Annotated in this window: 15 protein-coding genes; 7 read left to right on the top strand and 8 right to left on the bottom strand. The window is 69.6% G+C overall.

Annotated elements, in window-relative coordinates:
* The first annotated feature begins 127 nt into the window (after window positions 1–127).
* A complete protein-coding gene (locus LAO51_01350; protein ID MBZ5637382.1) occupies window positions 128–6,259 on the top strand; it encodes a choice-of-anchor D domain-containing protein in 6,132 nt (2,043 codons plus the stop codon).
* A 548-nt stretch (window positions 6,260–6,807) separates the two neighbouring features.
* Window positions 6,808–7,833, top strand: coding sequence for a methylated-DNA--[protein]-cysteine S-methyltransferase (locus LAO51_01355; GenBank protein MBZ5637383.1), 1,026 nt, complete (start codon window positions 6,808–6,810; stop codon window positions 7,831–7,833).
* Window positions 7,834–7,959: 126 nt separating this feature from the next.
* Here the strand turns inward: LAO51_01355 and LAO51_01360 are convergent, their stop codons facing one another.
* The 8 genes from LAO51_01360 to LAO51_01395 form a co-directional block, all read right to left on the bottom strand.
* A complete protein-coding gene (locus LAO51_01360) occupies window positions 7,960–8,601 on the bottom strand; it encodes a hypothetical protein (GenBank protein ID MBZ5637384.1) in 642 nt (213 codons plus the stop codon).
* A 266-nt stretch (window positions 8,602–8,867) separates the two neighbouring features.
* Window positions 8,868–9,089, bottom strand: coding sequence for a zinc ribbon domain-containing protein (locus tag LAO51_01365; protein MBZ5637385.1), 222 nt, complete (start codon window positions 9,087–9,089; stop codon window positions 8,868–8,870).
* A 209-nt stretch (window positions 9,090–9,298) separates the two neighbouring features.
* Window positions 9,299–9,862, bottom strand: a complete 564-nt coding sequence (locus LAO51_01370) for an energy transducer TonB (protein ID MBZ5637386.1) — start codon at window positions 9,860–9,862, stop codon at window positions 9,299–9,301.
* A gap of 163 nt (window positions 9,863–10,025) precedes the next feature.
* On the bottom strand, window positions 10,026–11,489 hold the full coding sequence (locus LAO51_01375; GenBank protein MBZ5637387.1) for a S1 RNA-binding domain-containing protein: 1,464 nt from the start codon (window positions 11,487–11,489) through the stop codon (window positions 10,026–10,028).
* A gap of 107 nt (window positions 11,490–11,596) precedes the next feature.
* On the bottom strand, window positions 11,597–11,986 hold the full coding sequence (locus tag LAO51_01380) for a hypothetical protein (protein ID MBZ5637388.1): 390 nt from the start codon (window positions 11,984–11,986) through the stop codon (window positions 11,597–11,599).
* Window positions 11,979–12,374 (bottom strand): hypothetical protein, encoded by a 396-nt coding sequence (locus tag LAO51_01385; GenBank protein ID MBZ5637389.1) that lies wholly within the window; start codon window positions 12,372–12,374, stop codon window positions 11,979–11,981. Before LAO51_01385 ends, LAO51_01380 begins: the two co-directional genes overlap by 8 nt.
* On the bottom strand, window positions 12,371–12,961 hold the full coding sequence (locus LAO51_01390) for an RNA polymerase sigma factor (protein ID MBZ5637390.1): 591 nt from the start codon (window positions 12,959–12,961) through the stop codon (window positions 12,371–12,373). The genes LAO51_01385 and LAO51_01390 overlap by 4 nt, the downstream gene beginning before the upstream one ends.
* Window positions 12,962–13,081: 120 nt before the next feature.
* Complete coding sequence (locus LAO51_01395) at window positions 13,082–13,567, bottom strand: periplasmic heavy metal sensor (protein MBZ5637391.1); 486 nt, start codon at window positions 13,565–13,567, stop codon at window positions 13,082–13,084.
* A gap of 224 nt (window positions 13,568–13,791) precedes the next feature.
* Between LAO51_01395 and LAO51_01400 the strand changes: the two genes are divergently transcribed.
* The 5 genes from LAO51_01400 (at window position 13,792) to LAO51_01420 (ending at window position 17,550) form a co-directional block, all read left to right on the top strand.
* Window positions 13,792–14,253 carry a hypothetical protein gene (locus LAO51_01400; protein MBZ5637392.1) on the top strand — a complete coding sequence of 154 codons (462 nt, stop codon included), beginning with the start codon at window positions 13,792–13,794 and terminating at the stop codon, window positions 14,251–14,253.
* Window positions 14,254–14,500: 247 nt separating this feature from the next.
* The gene (locus LAO51_01405) at window positions 14,501–14,923 is read left to right on the top strand and encodes a DUF5668 domain-containing protein (protein ID MBZ5637393.1); all 423 of its coding nucleotides are present in this window, start codon (window positions 14,501–14,503) and stop codon (window positions 14,921–14,923) included.
* A complete protein-coding gene (locus tag LAO51_01410; protein ID MBZ5637394.1) occupies window positions 14,916–15,671 on the top strand; it encodes a cell wall-active antibiotics response protein in 756 nt (251 codons plus the stop codon). The genes LAO51_01405 and LAO51_01410 overlap by 8 nt, the downstream gene beginning before the upstream one ends.
* Window positions 15,672–15,674: 3 nt before the next feature.
* Complete coding sequence (locus tag LAO51_01415) at window positions 15,675–16,799, top strand: histidine kinase (protein ID MBZ5637395.1); 1,125 nt, start codon at window positions 15,675–15,677, stop codon at window positions 16,797–16,799.
* Window positions 16,789–17,550 (top strand): response regulator, encoded by a 762-nt coding sequence (locus LAO51_01420; GenBank protein ID MBZ5637396.1) that lies wholly within the window; start codon window positions 16,789–16,791, stop codon window positions 17,548–17,550. The genes LAO51_01415 and LAO51_01420 overlap by 11 nt, the downstream gene beginning before the upstream one ends.
* Window positions 17,551–17,625 lie beyond the last annotated feature (75 nt).

Genomic DNA, 17,625 nt, shown 5'->3' on the forward strand with positions numbered 1-17,625 from the left:
CGCGTCGATGAACGGCAAGTGCGTCAGCAACGGCCGGCTCAACGCCTTTTTCACCATCGCCGCTCCGGACACCGTGCCGCCCGGGGCGATCACCGACCTCGCGACGATCGACCCCGGATCGAACACGATGGGGCTGACCTGGACGGCCACCGGGGACGACGGGAACGTGGGAACCGCGAGCTACTACGAGGTGCGGTACTCGGCGTCCGCGATCAGCGAGGCCAACTGGGCCTCGGCGACGCGGGCCGGCAACGAGCCGACCCCGCAGGTCGCGGGATCTCCTGAGAGCATGGAGGTCCACGGCCTCGACGCCAGCACGTTCTACTACTTCGCCGTCAAGGCGTTCGACGAGTGGGGCAATCCCGGACCGCTCTCGAATCTCGCGTCCGGAACGACCCTGCCTCCGCCGACCGGCAACGTGGATCCGAACTCCGTCACCGCGGACCTGCTCACCGGCCAGCAGACGGACCGCACGGTGGTGCTGAGCAACATCGGCACCGGGACCCTCGACTTCACGATCCCGTCGCCGGCGCTGGGTGAACCATTCAGCGTGCCGCAGGATCCCGTCATCTACGGGAAGGACCAGATCGATCCCCGCCAAGGTCCGCCGATCGCGCAGGGCAGCGGCGGTCCGGACGTGTTCGGCTATCGCTGGACCGACAGCGACGAGCCGGGCGGTCCGGCGTTCTCGTGGACGGACATCTCTGGGACGGGGACGGCGGTCGCCGGCGTGACTAGCGACGACTCCACCAGCGCTCCGATCGCCCTGGGCTTCAACTTCCCGTTCTACGGCACGCTCTTCAGCTCGATTGAGGTCTGCTCGAACGGCTGGCTCTCGTTCACCAGCTCGGCGACCTCGTACTCCAACCAGCCGCTGCCGAATTCCGGCGCGCCCGAGAACCTGATCGCCCCGTTCTGGGACGACCTGAACCCCGGTGGCGCCAGCCTGATCTTCTTCCAGTCGTTCGGCAACCGCGCCATCATCCAGTGGAACAACATTCCGCACTACGGCACCACGGAGCCCGGCACCTACACCTTCCAGGCGATCATCGACCAGAGCGGGGAGATCACCTTCCAGTACCTGACGGTCGCCGGCACGCTCAACTCGGCGACGATCGGGATCCAGAACGCCGCCAAGACGACGGCGTTGCAAATCGCGTTCAATCAGGCGTACGTGCACGACAACCTGGCGGTGCGGATCGCGGCCATCCCGCAGTGGCTGAGCGCGGCGCCGACCTCCGGAAGACTCCGGGGCGGCGAGTCCAAGCCGATCGTCCTCCACATGGACGCATCGGGGCTCGAGGGCGGCCACTACCCGGGCACGGTCAACATCATGACCAACGACCCGGCCCACGCGGTGCTGCCCGTGAGCGTCGTGCTTCACGTCACCGGGGCGCCGGAGGCCAACGTCCAGCCCTCCGCCCTCGCCTACGGCGACGTCTTCGTCGGCGTCGCCACGCCGCAGAACGTGATCGTCGCGAACGCGGGGACCGACACCCTGGTCGTGACGGACATCACCCCGAGCGGCCCGCAGATCTCGGTGACTCCGCGGGTGTTCAACGTCGCGCCGCACAGCTCGCAGAACGTGGCCGTGACGTGGACTCCCGCGACGCCCGGCGCGTTCTCCGGATCGGTCACGATCCAGAGCAACGACTCCTCGAATCCCAGCATCATCGTTCCGGTGACGGGCAACGGCCTCGTGGCCCCGCAGATGGTCTACGACCCGACCTCGTTCGCCCAGACGCTCTTCACCGGCCAGCAGGCCAACCTTCCTCTGACCGTGTACAACACCGGCGGGTCCAGCCTGATCGTCAACGCCGGGGCCGACCTCGGCAACGGGGATGTCGTCTACGCTTCCGAGGAGGGCGCGCTGGGCCACGGCGGCCCCGACGCCTTCGGATACCGCTGGAAGGACTCCGACGAATCCGGCGGCCCGACGTTCGACTTCGCCGACATCAGCGCGACGGGGACGACGATCTCGTTCTCGAGCTCGGACGACGCGCTGAGCGCCGCGATCAACATGGGAATGACGTTTCCCTTCTACGGGAGCAACTTCACCCAGCTCAAGGTCGGCACCAACGGGTTCCTGACGTTCGACACGACCGACACCGCGACTCGCCTGACCAACTCCACTCTGCCCAACACCAGCGGCGCCAAGTTCATGCTGGCCCTGCTCTGGGACGACCTGCACCTCCGGTCGGGCAATGTCAAGTACCAGTTCGATGGCGCTCGGTTCATCGTGCAGTACACGAACGTCGAGAAGTTCTCCCCGAGCGGGAACCCCATGACGTTCCAGGTGCAGATCTACCCGAACGGCAAGATCCTCTACATGTACAAAACCATGCCCACCGGCGGCACCTACAACTCGCTCACCATCGGAATCCAGGACGGAACGAAGACCATCGGTCTCGCGGCGGACTTCAACGCAAACTACGTCCACGCGAACATGGCGATCCAGTTCAGCCGCACTCCCGACTGGCTGGTGGTGACGCCGTCGTCCGCGACCATTCCCGCCGGTGGGAACTTCGTCTTCAACGTGAAGTTCGACTCCACCGACCGGCTCGGCGGCGTGCTGAACGGCGCGGTGGTCCTCACGAACAACCTCCCCGAGACCAAGCGGGTCCCGGCGCAGCTGACGGTGATCGGTGTGCCGATCGCCACCTTCGCGCCGGCCTCGTATGCCTTCGGCACCCAGTACGTCGGGTACCCACACCTGACCACGTTCCAGCTGGTCAACTCCGGGACCGACGTGCTCCACGTGACCGACGTGACGACCAACAACGGGACGCTGACCGTGCAAGCGCCGGCGACCGGACAGGTCTTCAGCCAGGCCGCGTTCGACCTCGCGCCCGGAAGCTCGCGGGTGTTCAACCTGAGCTGGTTCCCGACGCTTCCCGGAGCGTTGCCCGCCAACGCGGCGGTCCAGGTCCACAGCGACGATCCGGTGAACCCGATCAAGTCCATGCCGGTGAGCGGCACGGCCATCCTCGTTCCGGTCGCCGTCTGGTCGCCGCCGTCGTTCAGCGAGTCCCTGCTGGCGGGCGACTCCGTCCACCGCACGCTGCACCTCGAGAACCAGGGCGGTAGCGACCTGACCTACAGCACCGACGTTCATCTCACCACCGGCGCCGTGGTCCAGGCCTACCCGCCTCTCGACCTCAAGAAGGAAGAGCCGGATCCGCGGCCGGGCATCCTCGGCTCGGGCGGACCGGACACGTTCGGCTACCGCTGGCGCGATTCCGACGCGTTGAACGGGCCGACGTTCTCCTGGCAGGACATCTCCGGCATCGGGACGCCGGTCAACTTCACCAGCGGAACCCGTGACGACGGCAACGCGCCCGGCATTCCGCTCGGCTTCAGCTTCCCGTTCTACGGCGGCGCGTTCACGACCGTGAACATCTGCACGAACGGGTGGCTGTCGTTCACCAACTCCAGCACGAGCCTCTCGAACAGCCCGCTGCCGGGCACCGGCTCCCCGGAGAACATGCTCGCCGTCTTCTGGGACGACCTGGATCTGCGCACGAGCGGCAACGCCTACTACTACAGCGACGGCAGCCGGTTCATCGTGTCGTACGTCGCGGCACCGCATTACTCGTCGGGCGGGCCGTACACGTTCGAGGTGATCCTCTATCCGAACGGCCGGATCGTCTTCCAGTACCTCGACATGCAGGGGACGCTGCTCGATTCCGCGACGATCGGCATCCAGAACGCAACGATGGATGACGGCCTGACCGTGGACTACAACGCGAACTACGTCCACAACGGGCTCGCGGTCGAGTTCCAGCCGCCCGCGGGCTGGCTGAGCGTCGGGCCGCGCACCGGGACGATCCCGGCGGGCGGGTTCATGGATCTCGACGTCGCGATCGACTCGAGCACCCTGATCGGCGGCGACTACGCGGCGACCGTCGACATCACCACCAACGACCCGGCTCACGGCGTGATCTCGGTGCCGGTGGGTCTCCACGTGACCGGCATCCCGCTCGTCGGCGCGATCCCGGCGTCGCTGACCTTCCCGATGACCTACGTCGGCTACCACAGTACGCTGCCGCTGACGATCAAGAACGTCGGGACCGACATCCTGCACCTCAACAGCTACTCGGTCTCCGGCGACTTCAGTCTCAGCGGGCTGAGCACCCCGGTCGACATTCCCGTCTTCGGCTCCATCCCGGTGACCGTCGAGTTCTCGCCGACCACCGCGGGGAGCCTCGGCGGGAGCATCAGCATCGTCAGCAACGACGCGACGCACAACCCGTTCGTGATCCCGCTCGCCGGCACCGCGCTCATCGCACCGGTGATCGAGGTCGCGCCGGCTTCCATCGACGCCGTCCTCCCGCCGAACTCCACGACGACCCGGCCCCTCACGGTGTGCAACACCGGAGGCTCGGACCTCGTCTGGCAGTCCGGGACGAACATCATCTCCGGCGGCTCGGCGGCGAGCTACGGCACGATGGATCTCGGGAAGGACGAGCCCGATCCGCGGGTCGGTATCCTCGGATCCGGTGGCCCGGACCTCTTCGGCTACCGGTGGACGGACTCCGACGAGCCGGGCGGCCCAGTCTTCAACTGGGCGGACATCACCGGCGTCGGCACCCCGGTCGGACTGAATTCCGACGACCAGAGCGTCACCGGCATCCCCATCGGGTTCCCGTTCAAGTTCTACGGGAACACCTTCTCGACCGTGGCCGCGAACTCCAACGGGTGGCTGTCGTTCACCAGCACGGTCTCGAGCGGGCTCTACTCCTATGACAACCAGCCGCTGCCGACCGGTGGCACGTCCTACCCGGAGAACCTGCTCGCCCCGTTCTGGGACGACATGAACTTCAGCTCCAGCGCGGGCAGTGCCCAGGCGTTCTACTACAACGACGGTCTCCGGTTCATCGTGGAGTACGTCAACGTGCCCCACTACACCGGCGCCGGGCTCACCGGGCTGTACACCTACGAGACGATCCTGTATCCCGACGGCAAGATCGTCTACCAGTACCTGTCGATGACGGGCACGCTCGACTCGGCCACCATCGGCATCCAGAACGCGGCCCGGAACGACGGGCTGACGGTGGTCTTCAACTCGGCCTACGTCCACGACAACCTGGCCGTTCAGATCGCGTCCATCCCCGAGTGGGCCAGGCTCACGCCGGTCAACGGAACGGTGCCGGCGGGCCAGTGCCAGGACGTGACGGTGTCGATGGATTCCACCGGCCTCGGCCACGGGCCCCACGACGCCACGTTCGACTTCACCAGCAACGACCCGGCCAACGCCCATCGGACCGTCACGGTCCACCTGGCCGTCGACCAGAAGCCCACGGCCGTGGCGGGCGCGCCGCAGCAGGGCGAGTGCACCGGGAACCTCAGCGCCACCTTCACGCTGAGCGGCTCGGGAAGCGACCCCGACGGCGATCCTCTGACGTTCCTCTGGAGCGCTCCCGGGATCACCTTCGACGATCCGACGAGCCCGACGCCCACCGCGAGCTTCCCGCTGGGATCCACGGTGGTGACGCTCGTGGTCAACGACGGCTTTGAGAACTCGGATCCCGCGACCGTGACCATCACGGTCGTGGACACAGAGCCTCCGGTCATCTCGGCGATCTCGAGCCCCAGCGTGCTCTGGCCGCCGAACCACCGGATGGTGACCGTCAACAACGCGGTGATCGCCACGGACGTCTGCGATCCGAATCCGTCGATCATCCTAACGGCCGCGACCTCGAACGAGCCCGACGACGCCCAGGGCGGTGGGGACGGCACGACCACCAACGACATCCAGGGCGCCGCGATCGGCACCCCGGACTTCCAGATCCTGCTCCGCGCCGAGCGCGACGGCCAGGGCTCGGGGCGCGCGTACACCATGACCTATCGGGCCTCGGACGTCTCGGGGAACGCCTCCAGCACGTCCACCCAGGTCTCGGTGCCGCACGACATGCGTGACATGGCGGTCGAGCCGCTGAGCCTCCTCCTGCAGGATCGGAACAACACCAAGGTGATCTGGGGCCCGGTCGAGGGTGCCCAGAGCTACGACGTGGTCCGAGGCGACCTGGCGAACCTGAGAGTTTCGGGTTCGAACATCGACCTCGGCCAGGTCGTGTGCATCGACCACGCCACCACGGCCACGACGACCGCAGGATTCGAGGACACGGCGGTTCCGGCGCCAGGGCACGTGTTCTTCTACGCCGTGCAGTACTTCGACGGCATCCAGAGCAGCTCCTACGGATCGGAATCGACCGCGAAGGCCCGCGTGGTCCTGCCTGGCAACGGAGACTGCCAGTAGGCATTCCGAAAGGAGGGTGACGCCTCCTTTCCGACACGACCCTCTGGTTCGGCCCGCTCGGCCCAACGGCCGGGCGGGCCTTTTTTTTCATGCTCAGGTTCAACGGCTAGGCGTATATTCACGCCGTCGTTTCGCGGCGGTCGGCGGGCAGTCCGTGTCCCCGGAGCGGAACAGGAGCTTCTCCGACCGCCGGAGGAGGGTTTCGCATGAAGTTCATCGTTGCCCCGACGAGAGGGAGAGGCGGACCGCCCAAGCACACGCTTTGCGCTCAGTGTTCCGAGGATCCCCGTTTCTGCGGAGACCCGATCTGACGAGGCGGAGTCTCACGCCAGATTCACGGAGATCCGATCCTGGGGCGCGCCGATCCGGGGAGCGCGCCCCGGGACGCCATCGCCCACGAATCCGCCGCCAGCGCGCCCGGGGGCTCCCGTACGGCAAGACCGGGAGGCCGCCAGGGGAATTCCTCGTCTGAATTCCGGTTGCCCGTTTCGTCCGGGCCGGTATTCTCTCTCGTCATGAACGCACGAACGCTGCCCGACGACGAGACGATGTATCGCGCCCTGGTGCGGAAGGACCCGGAGTACGACGGGGTCTTCTTCACCGGCGTCCGGACGACGGGGATCTTCTGCCGCTCCGTCTGTACCGCCCGAAAGCCGAAACGGGAGAACGTGGTCTTCTTCGCGGGCGCGCGGGAGGCGCTCCTGGCGGGCTACCGGCCCTGCCGCGTCTGCCACCCGCTCGACGCCCGCGGTGCGCCGCCGGAGGGGATCAAGGCGATCCTCGACGAGATCGAGGCCGAGCCCGCGCTTCGTCTCAGGGACGCCGAGATCCGTGCGCGCGGCGTCGATCCGGTCGCCCTCAGGCGCTGGTTCAAGAAACACCACGGCTTCACGTTCCAGTCCTACCTCCGCGCGCTACGGGTCGGCGCGGCGTTCGGGAGGATCGCCCACGGCGACCGGACGATCGACGCGGCATTCGCGGCGGGATGGGAATCGACGAGCGCCTTCAGCGACGCCTTCAAGAGAATCGCCGGCATCGTGCCTTCCGGGGCCCGCGACGGAGCGCTCGTCAAAGTGACGAGGATCCCGACGCTGCTGGGCCCGATGGTGGCCGGCGCGACCGCGAAGGGGATCTGTCTCCTGGAATTCGCCGACCGGCGCATGCTGCCGACGCAGCTCGACCGCGTGCGGCGGCGCTTCGGCGCGGCGATCCTCCCCGGGACCAGCCCGTTCTTCGAGCGCCTCGCGGACGAGGTGGAGCGGTACTTCGGCGGGGCGCTCACGTCTTTCACCGTTCCGCTGGACGCCGCCGGGACGGAGTTCCAGCAGAAGGTCTGGGCGATGCTCCGGACCATCCCCTACGGCGAGACCCGGTCCTACGGAGAGCAGGCCCGGCTGATCGGAATGCCCGACGCCGTGCGCGCGGTGGCCCGCGCCAATGGCGACAACCGCATCGCGATCGTCATCCCGTGCCACCGTGTCGTGGGGGCCGACGGCAACCTAACGGGGTACGGCGGCGGCCTGTGGCGGAAGAGGTGGCTGCTGGAGATGGAGCGGGGACAGCGGACACTGTGAGAGGTCGGCGGGTCGAAGCGCTCGGCTTCGCACCGCCGGCGTCGCGGGCGACCGCTGCTGCCGCTCCCGAGGGAGAAGCGCGGTCCCGAAGAAGTCGGAGGCCGGTGCCCGAGCGCCGGACGCGGATCAGTCCACGCTTCGCACCTGGCGTAGGTCGGTCATGGCGAGGTCGTACCGCACGGACCCGCCGTGAACGAGGCGCTCGATCGTCAAGGCGTTCGGCTTCACGGCGACCAGCTTCCCCCAGACCGAGCCCCCCGCCTTGGCGACGAATCGCAGGTCCTCGCCGACGTGGCGCGGGAGGTCCCGTGGCCTGATCTCAGAGGGGTCGGCGAGCTCGGAAGAGGCCTCGGGTAGCCCCCGCCCCCCCCCCGCGCCGGCGAACCGGCCCTTAAGATTGCGGTCCCTCGAAGACGGGCTCGCCGCCGGTTCGACCACGGCGGGGCGCGCCACCAGGCGAGGCCGCTCCGTTCCCGGCGGGCTCGGGTCCGCCAGCTTCGCGAGCTGGGCCTTCGCCGCGGACGCGATCCCGATGCTGAGCACGAGGTATCCTGCGACTGCGATGCCGGAGCCCGCGAGCCCGACGAGGAACCCGCGCTTCGCCAGCGGCCAGAACTTCACGAGGAACACCAGGCCCGCGAACGGCACGAGCAGCACGAGAAAGCCCCACATAAGGCTGACACGGAACGCCGCGATGGCGAACATGACCGTGCCGGCCAGCGAAACGACGGCCGCGACCACGACGAGGAAGATGCCCAGTCCCAGCATCGGAGCCCCCTTTCGCCGACGGACGGAAACGTCGCCGGACGGTCCTCGCCCTGCCGTCGAATGTAGGTTCCGGGCCGGGCACCGGCAATCACCCCCGCGCGCCGGGGGCCGGGCTCACGCGCCGTGCGCCAGGATGGCCCGGTAGCGGACCTTTCCGGCGATGAGCCGATCGCGGACCTCGTTGACACGGTCGAGCGGTTAGTGCTCCAGCACCGGCTTGACCTTCCCGGCGGCCGCGAGGTCCGGGCATCGGCCGGAACGGTGGCTCAGTGGCAGGTAGAGCAGGAGCCGCGCTTGCAGCCGGAGCAGCCTCCGCCGCCGCCGGCGTGGGCGGCGGAATCCCCGCCGCCGCCGATTCCGAACGCGGAGGGGACGCGATCGAGCTTCCGGCTGTCGCACGCGGGGCATGCCGGGCGAGCGGACGCGCTCATCACGATCTTCTCGAAGTGCTCGCCGCACGCGCGGCACCGGTACTCGTAGATCGGCATCAGAGGTCTCCGCCGGGCTGGCGCGGGATCGTAGCACCGGCGCCGCCACGACGGCAATCGGCTTCACGCACGCACGGCGACACCCGGTGATCGGCGCCAGTGTTTCGCGTGCTGCGGTGCGTCCACGCCCCCTGGACATGAAACGACCCGATCGCGGAGACAGGCCCACGCCGATCGGGTCGCTTCGTCAGTCGATTCTCACCCGAGCTTCACTTCCTCGGGCCTTGCGTGTCGCGGCCGGTCGGCGGCCGCTGCTGGTTGCCGACGATCGGGGGCTGCAGGCCCCACGGCGTCACGAGGACGACATCGGGTCCTCCGGGCGACGTCCCCGGCGCGGGCCGCCATCCCGGGGGAGCCAGGTCGAATCGGACCTCGATCGGGACGCAGACCGCCACCGGCTCGCCTCGCCGGTAGGCCGGCTTGTACATCCTCAGCTTGACGGCTGCCACGGCAACCTCGGTGAAGATCCGGTTGGGCTTGATGACTCGAACCTCCGTCACCTTCCCGCTCGCGGCGATCACCGCCTCCACCTCCACTCTCCCGGTGATGCGGCCTCTCATGGCCAGCTCCGGGTACGGCGGAGAGCCCGCGTAGAGCAGCACGGGGAGGGTGATGCAGTCGTTGTCCGGGCTCGGCACGGCCCCTTCGGGGCACCACTCCTGGGGTGAGGGTCGGAGCACTTCCCCGGCCGGGACGGGCCGCCCGGGTTCTGCCGCCAGGGCCGGGACGAGAAGCACGCCGACTGCAAGGGACACAACCAGTTGCTTCCGCATGGCCTGCCCCTCCTTTTCGCGGTTATACCTAGCTTGTACTCCGGGCGGGGCGAGGAAGCAAGCACAATTCGCGATTCAACGCAAGCGTTTTCCGGGGCCCCAGGAAAGCGCGAGGAGGCGCGGTTTTCGTCCGAGGGCGGCCGACGGGACGGGGGTCTCCCGATTACTTTCCGAGTGCCGCGCGGAGCTTGTCGGCGAGCGAGGCGCCGAAGGCCTCGCCCTGCGGGCCCTCCTGCCGGTCCGCGTATTCCTTCGCCTCGCTCTTCTCCTCGGCCTCCAGTACCGCCCGGCGGCTCAGGCGTATCCGGCGAGTCGCGGCGTCCACCTCGACGACGGCCACTTCGACCTCCCCGCCGACGGGGAACGCTCTCCTGAGGTCCGCCTCCTTCTCGACCCCGGTCTCGCCGAGAGGGATGAGGCCGGTGCGGCCCGGAGCGAGGAACACGAACACGCCGAATTTCTCGAGCCGCTCCACCTTTCCCTTGATGCGAGCGCCCGCGACGATCTCCGGCTTCGGCTTCGCCTCCGCGGCCCGCGAGGAGCCCGCCTCGAGCATCGCGACGCCGATCCGCTTCCGGTCGACGTCCACGCTCAGGATCTCGAAGGCACCGAGGGTCCCCGGCGGGACCGAGGCCTTCCAGCCGTCCGCGGTCCCGGTGGGCGGAAACGTCGAGACGTGCGCCAGCGCCTCGATCCCCGGCTCCAGCTCGACGAACGCGCCGAAGGTCGCGATCCGGGTCACGCGGCCCTCGCTCACCTGGCCGGCCGCGTAGCGCTCATCCACCGTCGTCCACGGATCGGCCCCGAGCTGCTTGAGGCCGAGGGCGATCTGCTTCTTCGCGTCGTCCACGCGCAGGACCTTGACCGTGATCTCGTCGCCGGGTGCGACCACGTCGGCGGGATTCGATACGCGCGACCACCCCATCTCCGACACGTGGAGCAGCCCCTGGACGCCGCCGCCGAGATCCACGAACGCGCCGTACTCACGCACCGACACGATCCGACCGCGGAGCACCGCGCCCGGGACGGCGGAGAGCCGCACCTCGTCGGCCTTCTCGCGCTCCTCCTCCTCGAGGAGCGCGCGCCGGGACACGACCAAGTTCTTGCCGCCCTCCCGGTATTCGACGATCCGGAACGTGTAGACCTTCCCCTCGTGCACGGACGGGTCGGCCGTGAACGCGGTGTCCATCTGCGAGATCGGGCAGAACGCGCGCTGTCCCGCGATCTTGACCTCGTAACCGCCCTTGATCGCCCGGTCGACCTTCCCCTCCACCGGAAGCCCGGCGCGGAAGGCGTCGGCGAGCTGCTGCCTCAACGCCGCGCCGCGGGCCAGCCGGCGCGACAGCTTGAGGCCTCCCTCGGTCGACACCACCAGGGCCGCGATCCGGTCCCCGATCTCCACTTCGAGCTCGCCGTCGTCGCCCTTGAGCTCGCCGAGGTCGATGGTCGCCTCGCCCTTTCCGCCGATGTCGATGAACGCCACGTCGTCGGTGACCGCCACGACGACCCCCTCGACCGTCTGCCCCTCCTCGAAGGACCTCGGCTTGAGGGTGTCCTCCAGCATCGACGCGAAGTCCTCGTCGCCCAAGGGCGGGTTCGGGTCGGGGCGCTCGTCGTCTCGGGGCATCGCTCGGCTCCTCCGGGGAAGCGGGTATTGTACGTCGAAGGAGGTTCCTCCCCCACGCGGCGCGGAGCGGCCTCGCGCCTCTCGGGGCGTGCTCCGCCTCTCGAGCGCTAGCGGTCCGGAGGAGGCGGCCCCCTGCGGGAGAACGCCCGCCGTGCGGGCCCCATCCGGTCGAACCTCTCCCGCTGGTCGGGCCGCAGGAGGTCGCGGATCTCGTCACGCCCGCTCTCGAGGATCTCGCGGACCTCGGCGCGGCGCCTCGCGATCACGGCGCGGACCTGATCTCGCTGCTTCGCGTCGAGCCCGAGTTCCCGGGACATCCGCGCCATCGCCAGCCGCCCGTCGCGCGCCCCCACGCGCCATCCCAGCTCGGGGGCGCGCTGCAGCAAGCGCACGCCGACGAAGAACGACGCCGCGCCGCAGACCATGCCGAGCATGAAGACGACGCTCACGGCGAGCAAGCCGCCGGCGCGCCGCGGTGCCGCCTGCGCCTCAGCCATGATTCGTCTCCTCGCTCGTCACGAGGTCGAGAAGGACGTCGGGGGAATCGGCGCCGCCGGCCTCCGAGCCGTTCAAGATCACGGAATCGATGCTGCCCGTGCCATTGGCCGGCGGCTCGGGCTCGAGGAACACCGCGGCCGCGGCGACCGCGACGACGGCCGCGGTCATGAAGGCGAGCCTCGGGATCGCGCGCCGCGCGCGCTCGGCCAGCGCCGGCCGCGGATCCTGCGTCGCGGGCGCGCTCCTCCGGCGTCGCGCCTCGGTCATGAGGTGCGGCACGCGCTCGAGCAGGCGCGCCACGTCGGGCTCCTCCGATCCCGGCGCGCGGCGGAGCGCTTCACGCACCAGCTCCCGGTCGTCGTCGCGCCTCGAATTCCCGTCGCTCATGACCCGGCACCCCCCTTTCCCGGCGGCATCCCATCGGGGCCGCGGCCCGCGCGCAGCACACGGCCCAGCTTGCGACGGGCCCGGACCGCCCTGATTCTCACCGCCACCGACGTCAGGCCGAGCGCGCGGGCCGCGTCGGTCATCGACCAACCCTCGAGATCCACCAGCGTGAGCACCGCTCGATCCGCCGGCGACAGGCGACCGAGCCCTTCGCGGACGGCCAGCACGTCGATCCGCGAAGACGTCCCGCCTTCCACTCCGAGCCGGCCCGTCGCGTCGTCCGGCTCGACGAGCGGCGCTTCTCTCCGCCGGCGCGCGCGCCGCAGCCAATCGAGCGCCTTGCGGGCGGTGACCGCGCGGAGCCAGGCTCCGAGGTCACCGGTCGGAAGAGCCGTCGTCGTGAGCGCGGCGATGAAGGCTTCCTGCACCACGTCCTCGGCCTCGCTGCCGCCGTACCGCCCCAGCACGTTGCGCGCGGTCCGGACCATCGAGGGACCGTGCTCCGCCATCAGACGCCGGCCCGATTCCTGGCGGCCCTCCCTCGCGGCGGAGAGGAGATCGAGTTCCGTGCTGGAGGGTCCGGCCACCTGGCACGCATCCATCCGTTCCGGCGATTCGGCACGCCACCGGCCCGCGGGCGGATCGGAGTCCCGCCGCGGGCCTTCCCCGAAGACCGGGGCGGAGGGACGCCCCGCCGCCCCGGGCCGTCACATCTCGGCGGGATCCTCGGGAGGAGGACTCCCCTTCCCGGCGTGCCGCCGGCCGCGGAGTGCGGCGGCCTTCTGCCGCTGCTCGGGGGTCAGCACCGCCGAGATCTCCACCGCCATGTGGTGCCCCTCGAGCGCGACCAGCGCCGCCTGGGCCGAGACCGCGTTGACGGCATCCTTGACCTGTTCGTCGGTCGCCGCAGGGTCGCGCACCAGAGCTTCGAGATTCCGCCGCGCCTGGCGCAGCGCATCGCGGTCGTCGCCCAGCGCGCCTCCGAAGTACTTCGCGCCGATTCCGCGGATGGCCGAGCGCTGATCCGCCGTGAGGTCGAGTTGCCTCGCCATCCTCTCGACCAGGCCTTCACCACCACCGCGACCGTTTCCCTTCCATGCGCGGCCTCCGGGGGCCTGGGCCATCGCGGCGACGAGGCTCAACGCCGCCACTGCGACGCCGAGAGTCCAGCCGCCGAGCCTGATTCTGTTCATTTTCGCCTCCATCGCGATTCTACGCGTTCAATCGGGAGACGACGAGGAGCGCCCGGTTGTGTCGCCCCGGGGCTCGCGACGGCGCTCGTCGCCGGGTGGCCGACCCGGGCATCCCGTGGTACAAGTAACGGGTTGCCGATCGCCGACCGGCCGAGGATCCGCCGCGCTCCCCGGCCAGGCGTCAGACCCCAATGCGCGGACACGGAGAAGGGGAGGAACCCTCCATGAAGCGTTTCCTGGTTCTTTCGGCTCTGATCGCGTTGCTGGTCTCACCGGCGGTCCTGGCCTGCGACAAGGATTCCGCGATGACGGCTTCCATGGGTCACTCGTGCCCCGCCGCGATGAAGGGCGTCGAGCGAACGGTGACCAACCTGGACAACGGCGTCCGGATCGAGATGACGGCCAGCGATCCTACGGTCGTACATACCCTCCAGGCCAACATGGCCTCGGAACTCAAGTCCGGAGGCTGCTGCAAGGACTGCCCGTTGGCGAACGCCGCGTGGAACCACAAGGTGGAGAACACCGACAAGGGCGTGATCCTGGTCGTCACCACCACTTCCGGCGACGATGTCGGCAAGCTCCAGACCGCCATGGCCAGCATGGCCAAGGGCGGCTGCTCCAAGGGGAGCGAAGCCGGCAAGGGCGAGTGCCCGCACAAGGCCGCGGCGAAGACCACCAAGGCCTGATCGAGATCCGTTCTTCGGGGACGGCTGCCGGTCGCCGTGGGCGGCGGGCAGCCGTCCCCGTTGTATTTCCGGCGTCCCTTTCCACCCTCTTCAACTCCATCCGGGCCGTCGCGAGATCATCGGCGCCTCCCCTGGGCGCCGTTCGCCGGAAGAGCGCGCCCGTTCGCCGAAAAGTCGGAGCCGCCCCTCCTCCGGGGCCGTAGAGTCCTCCACGAGAGGCGGGGATGGACCCCGATGGAGGCGCGCGATGGAAATGGAAGAACGATACCGGCCCCGCCGGCAGATCCTGTGGGGGCTCTTTCTCCTGGCGCTGGGCGGCGTCCTGCTGCTCGACAGGACGGGGCTTGTCCATATCCCCTCGATCTGGCGCTTCTGGCCGTCCGCCCTGCTCGTGATGGGCGTTTGCCAGATTTTCGAGGGGCGGTTGGGGTCCGGCGCGATGCTGGTCCTCATGGCCCTGGCGTTCTTCGCTGCCGAGTTCGGCTGGGCCGGGCTCGCCTACCACACGTTCTGGCCGCTCCTGCTCGTGGCCGTCGGCGTCGGGATCGTGATCAAGGCGATCAGCCGAGAGGATGAACGGCCCGCGGGCGACGACTCCCCCTGGCTCGTGGGGATTTCGCGCCGGGGTCGTCGCGAGCGGCGCGCGCGCGAGGAGGCCTCCCATGAATGACGGCGAACGGTTGCCCGTCGACGAGCCCAGGCAGCGGGATGGCGTGAAGCTGGTCTACGGCGTCGCCGTCCGGGGGCTCGCTGGAAGGATGATCGTCGGCCTGATCGTCGCGGCGCTCGGCATCGTCCTCCTGCTCGATCAGCTGGAGATCGCGGACGCGTCGGTCGTCCTCCGCTTTTGGCCCGCGCTGGCCCTGGCCTACGGGCTGATGATGCTCACCGGCTTCTGCTGCCGGCGCCACGTCACGGCGGGACTGCTCGTGTCGTTCTTCTCGGGCTGGCTGTTGCTCGAGAGGCTCGACGTCGTGCATCGGAGCCCGTGGGAATTCTGGCCCGTGGTGATCGTCGTTCTCGGGGCTTCGATGGTGATCGCGGCACTCCGCGGGCCGTCCTCCGCGGCCCGGCTGGAGGAGGGCGCCTCGACCGTCCGTGCGTTCGCCTTCTGGTCGGGCTCCACGCGCAAGGTCGTATCGGAGGACTTCCGCGGCGGCGAGATCACGGCCATCATGGGGGGGCACGAGATCGATCTCCGCCCGGCGAAGATCGCCGGTGGGACCGCGGTGATCGACGTGTTCGTGTGGTGGGGCGGCGTGGACCTCCGCGTCCCCGCGGACTGGAGAGTCTCGAACGAGACCCTCGCCCTTCTCGGAGGGGTGGACGACAAGACACGGGCGCCCGAGGGCGAGGCGAAGGGCCACCTCGTCATCAAGGGCCTGGTCGTCATGGGCGGTGTGGAAGTGAAGAACTGAGCCATGCACCCGCTGCTCGCCGGCAGGCTGAGGATCCTCCTCTACCTCGTCCTCTGGGCGGGCATCGGCGCCCTGCTCACCGGCCTCTTCTCGCTCCTGGGCCGGCAGCCGGTCGCGGACGCGGCCGTCTTCGCGGGCCCCCTGACGCTCGTCTACGCGTTCGCCTGCCTCTCCGCGTGGTGGGTCTGCCGGTCGCGCCCGATCGGGAGCGCCCCGCCGTGGCGCCTCGGCGCCCTGCTCGCGGGGGCCGCGCTGCAGTCGGCCTCCGTCTGGACAGCCGTGGGCGCGGGGTGGGCGGCGATCCTCAAGGCGCGCGCGGGGATCGGGCCGGATCGAGGCGGGATCGTGCGCGAGCTCGCCGCGCTGTTCGTCTCCGGAGTCGTCCTCTACGCGCAGTCCCTCGTCGCCCATTACCTCGCCCTCGCGTTCGAATCCGCCCGCGCCGCCGAGCGACGGTTGCTCGAGTCCGAGCTCTCGGCGAGGGAGGCCGAGCTGAAGGCCCTCCGCGCCCAGCTCAACCCGCATTTCCTGTTCAACAGCCTCAACTCGATCAGCGCCCTGGTCGGGTCCGACCCCGAGGCGGCGCGGCGCATGTGCCACCTCCTCGGCGATTTCCTGCGAACGAGCCTTGCGCTCGGCGCACGCCCCCGCGTCGCCCTCAGGGAGGAGCTTGCGCTGGCCGAGCACTACCTCGCGGTGGAGAAGGTGCGCTACGGGCCGCGGCTCGCCGTCGAGCGCGACGTCGAGGCGGCGGCCGAGCGGTGCCTCGTCCCGCCGCTCCTCCTCCAGCCGCTCGTCGAGAACGCGGTCAAGCACGGCGTCGCGAGCCGCGTCGAGGGTGGGACGATCCGCATCACGGCGCGGCGCCGCGCCGGCCATCTCGAGGTCACGATCGAGAATCCCTTCGACCCGGACGCGCCACCCCGGCGCGGGCAGGGGGTCGGCCTCGACAACGTGAGGCGGCGGATCGAGGCGCTCGATCCCGGCTCGGCGGGCCTTCGGGTCACCCGCGAGGGCGGGCGATTCCGGGCGATGCTGTATCTCCCGGCATTCGAGCCGGAGGCCGACCGAAGGGCGCCGGCCCGCGAGGCGCGACGGGTCGGAGGGGATGCGCGCGATGAAGCGTGACGCCGAGTCCCTCCGGGTCGTGATCGTGGACGACGAGGCTCCCGCGCGCGCGCTGCTGCGCGAGTACTGCGGGGCCCACGACGACGTCGAGATCGTCGGGGAGTGCGAGAACGGGTTCGAGGCGGCGAGGACGATCACCGAGAAGGCGCCCGATCTCGTGCTCCTCGACGTCCAGATGCCCAAGCTGGACGGATTCGAGGTGCTCGAGCTCCTCGACCGCCCGCCGATCGTGGTGTTCGTGACCGCGTACGACGAGTTCGCGCTCCGCGCGTTCGAGGTGCACGCGGTGGACTACGTCCTGAAGCCCGTCGGGAGGGAGCGCCTCGACACGGCGCTCGAGCGGGCGCGCGTGCGGCGGCGCGCGATGACGCCTCCTCCCTCGCTCCGGCCGGCGGCGCTCGCCGCCGCGGCCCGTCCGCCGGGGGAGCATCTCGCCCGCGTCATCGTCAAGGACGGGCCGAGCGTGCACGTGATCCCTGTCGCCCGCATCGACTGGATCGAGGCCCAGGACGATTACGCCGCGATTCACGCGGAGGGGCGCACGCACCTCAAGAGCCAGACCCTTCAGGAGCTCGCGGAGGGGCTCGAACCTGCCCGCTTCGTCCGCATCCACCGCTCGTACCTTCTCAACGTGGACCGGCTGGCCCGGCTCGAGCGCGAGGCCAAGGACAGTCACGTCGCGATACTGAAGGACGGGAAGGTGCTCCCGGTCAGCCGAGCCGGGTACGCGAGGCTCAAGGAGCTGATGTAATCGATCGCGTCCACCGGCCCCCGCGGCGTCCTCGTCGCCGCGCCGAAACCGTGTGATATGTTCCACGTACTCTTC

It is taken from the genome of Terriglobia bacterium (assembly GCA_020073205.1).
Classification (GTDB): domain Bacteria; phylum Acidobacteriota; class Polarisedimenticolia; order Polarisedimenticolales; family JAIQFR01; genus JAIQFR01.

What these genes read in the sequence shown, in the direction of transcription:
- LAO51_01415 (MBZ5637395.1), top strand. Translation starts at nt 15,675, where the DNA reads ATGCACCCGCTGCTCGCCGGCAGGCTGAGGATCCTCCTCTACCTCGTC.
- LAO51_01360 (MBZ5637384.1), bottom strand. Translation starts at nt 8,601, where the DNA reads ATGCTGGGACTGGGCATCTTCCTCGTCGTGGTCGCGGCCGTCGTTTCG.
- LAO51_01385 (MBZ5637389.1), bottom strand. Translation starts at nt 12,374, where the DNA reads ATGAGCGACGGGAATTCGAGGCGCGACGACGACCGGGAGCTGGTGCGT.
- LAO51_01380 (MBZ5637388.1), bottom strand. Translation starts at nt 11,986, where the DNA reads ATGGCTGAGGCGCAGGCGGCACCGCGGCGCGCCGGCGGCTTGCTCGCC.
- LAO51_01405 (MBZ5637393.1), top strand. Translation starts at nt 14,501, where the DNA reads ATGGAAATGGAAGAACGATACCGGCCCCGCCGGCAGATCCTGTGGGGG.
- LAO51_01370 (MBZ5637386.1), bottom strand. Translation starts at nt 9,862, where the DNA reads ATGCGGAAGCAACTGGTTGTGTCCCTTGCAGTCGGCGTGCTTCTCGTC.
- LAO51_01420 (MBZ5637396.1), top strand. Translation starts at nt 16,789, where the DNA reads ATGAAGCGTGACGCCGAGTCCCTCCGGGTCGTGATCGTGGACGACGAG.
- LAO51_01365 (MBZ5637385.1), bottom strand. Translation starts at nt 9,089, where the DNA reads ATGCCGATCTACGAGTACCGGTGCCGCGCGTGCGGCGAGCACTTCGAG.
- LAO51_01395 (MBZ5637391.1), bottom strand. Translation starts at nt 13,567, where the DNA reads ATGAACAGAATCAGGCTCGGCGGCTGGACTCTCGGCGTCGCAGTGGCG.
- LAO51_01350 (MBZ5637382.1), top strand. Translation starts at nt 128, where the DNA reads ATGGGGCTGACCTGGACGGCCACCGGGGACGACGGGAACGTGGGAACC.
- LAO51_01410 (MBZ5637394.1), top strand. Translation starts at nt 14,916, where the DNA reads ATGAATGACGGCGAACGGTTGCCCGTCGACGAGCCCAGGCAGCGGGAT.
- LAO51_01375 (MBZ5637387.1), bottom strand. Translation starts at nt 11,489, where the DNA reads ATGCCCCGAGACGACGAGCGCCCCGACCCGAACCCGCCCTTGGGCGAC.
- LAO51_01355 (MBZ5637383.1), top strand. Translation starts at nt 6,808, where the DNA reads ATGTATCGCGCCCTGGTGCGGAAGGACCCGGAGTACGACGGGGTCTTC.
- LAO51_01400 (MBZ5637392.1), top strand. Translation starts at nt 13,792, where the DNA reads ATGAAGCGTTTCCTGGTTCTTTCGGCTCTGATCGCGTTGCTGGTCTCA.